1 protein-coding gene is annotated in these 1,663 nt (G+C 73.7%); it reads right to left on the bottom strand.

The window, feature by feature from the left end:
• The coding region (locus F3J10_RS35550; protein ID WP_167244042.1) for an AMP-binding protein at nucleotides 1-1,663 on the bottom strand (1,663 nt) is incomplete at both ends.

The raw sequence follows: 1,663 nt of genomic DNA on the forward strand, positions 1-1,663 counted from the left end.
GGAAGCCGGCACGATGGTCTGCGTCCAGGCCTGGCCGGCCGCCTCGCGCGTGAAACGCGCGCGCAGCGCGTCGTGCGTGGCCAGCACCGCCGCCAGCGCGCCGCGCAAGGCGCCGGCATCGAGCGGCTCGGCGCTGGCCAGCAGCACCGACTGGTTCCAGCGCGAAGGCGCATCGGGGAACTGCTCGAAGAACCAGTGCTGCATCGGCACGAGCGGCGCCGCCAGCGGCATGTCCGAGGCGGCTTCGTCGCCCGCGTCGCCCCCGTCGCCCCCGTCACTCGTGCCGCCCTCGCCCGCCTCGGCGCGCTCGGCGACCCGTGCCAGCTCGCGCACGCTCGAATGCTCGAACACCTGCCGCGCCGTCACGATCCAGCCCGCCGAGCGCGCCTGGGCGATCACGCGCAGGCTGGAGATCGAATCGCCGCCGAGCGCGAAGAAACTGTCGGTCACGCCGAAATCGCCGCGCCCGAGCACGGTCTGCCAGATCGCCAGCAAGGCGGTTTCGAGCGGACCTTCGGGCGGCACCGCGCCGGTCTCGACGGTATCGTCGGGCTCGGGCAGCGCGCGCCGGTCGAGCTTGCCGTTGGGCAGCGTCGGCAGCGCGGCCAGCGCGACGCAGACCGACGGCAGGTGCGAGGCCGGCAAGCCGGCCGCGAGCGCCTCGCACACCGCCTGCGGGCTGGCCTCGCCGGTGTAGTAGGCCACCAGCCGCTTGCGCTCGCCCGCGCCGCGCAGCTCGACCACGCCCTCGCGCACGCCGGTTGCACGCCTGAGCGCCGCCTCGATCTCACCGAGCTCGATGCGATGGCCGCGCAGCTTGATCTGCTGGTCGAGCCGGCCGAGGAAGTCGATCACGCCGTCGGGCCGCGCGCGGCACAGGTCGCCGCTGCGATAGACGCGCGAGCCGGGCGCGCCGGTCGGATCGGGCACGAAGCGCTCGGCCGTCAGCGAGGGCCGGCCCAGGTAGCCGTGCGCGAGCGTCGGCCCGCCGATGCAGAGTTCGCCGAGCGCGCCGTCGGGCGCGCGGTTGCCGTCCAGGTCGGCCACATAGGCATGGCGCGACGGGTAGCAGCGGCCGATCGCGACGATCGCGCTGGAAGCGTCCGCGACGCCGACCGGATGATGCAGCGCGGCCACCGTGGTTTCGGTGGGCCCGTAGAGATTGTCGATCGCCACGCTCGCGAGCGGGCCGTCGAGCCACTTCGCGAGTGCATCGCCGGGCAGGCCCTCGCCGCCCACCGTGATCTGCCGCAGCGACAGGTCCCGCGCGGCCGGCAGCGCGATGCGCCATTGCTGCCATAGCGCGGTCGGGATTCGCGCAAAAGTGACGCGCTCGTCGATCAGCGTGCGGTTGAGCGTGTCCAGTTCCCAGGCGCGCGGGCCGCGCATCACCACGCGCCCGCCCGCGATCAGCGCCGGCAACAGCTCGTGCAGCGCGACGTCGAAATTGATGGTGGAGGATTGCAGCACCGTATCGGTTTCCGCGATGCGGTGGTCGTGCAGGAAGTCCTCCAGGTGCAGGGCCAGCGCGCCGTGCGCGATCGCCACGCCCTTCGGCGTGCCGGTCGAGCCGGAGGTGTAGATCACATAGGCCAGCGATTCGGGATGCAGCGTCAGCGGCGCGGCCGGCGCGGGTTGCGCGGCGCCCTCGCCCGCCGGCCGC

The sequence above is a fragment of the Burkholderia sp. Cy-637 genome (assembly GCF_011753175.1).
GTDB lineage: Bacteria > Pseudomonadota > Gammaproteobacteria > Burkholderiales > Burkholderiaceae > Burkholderia > Burkholderia gladioli.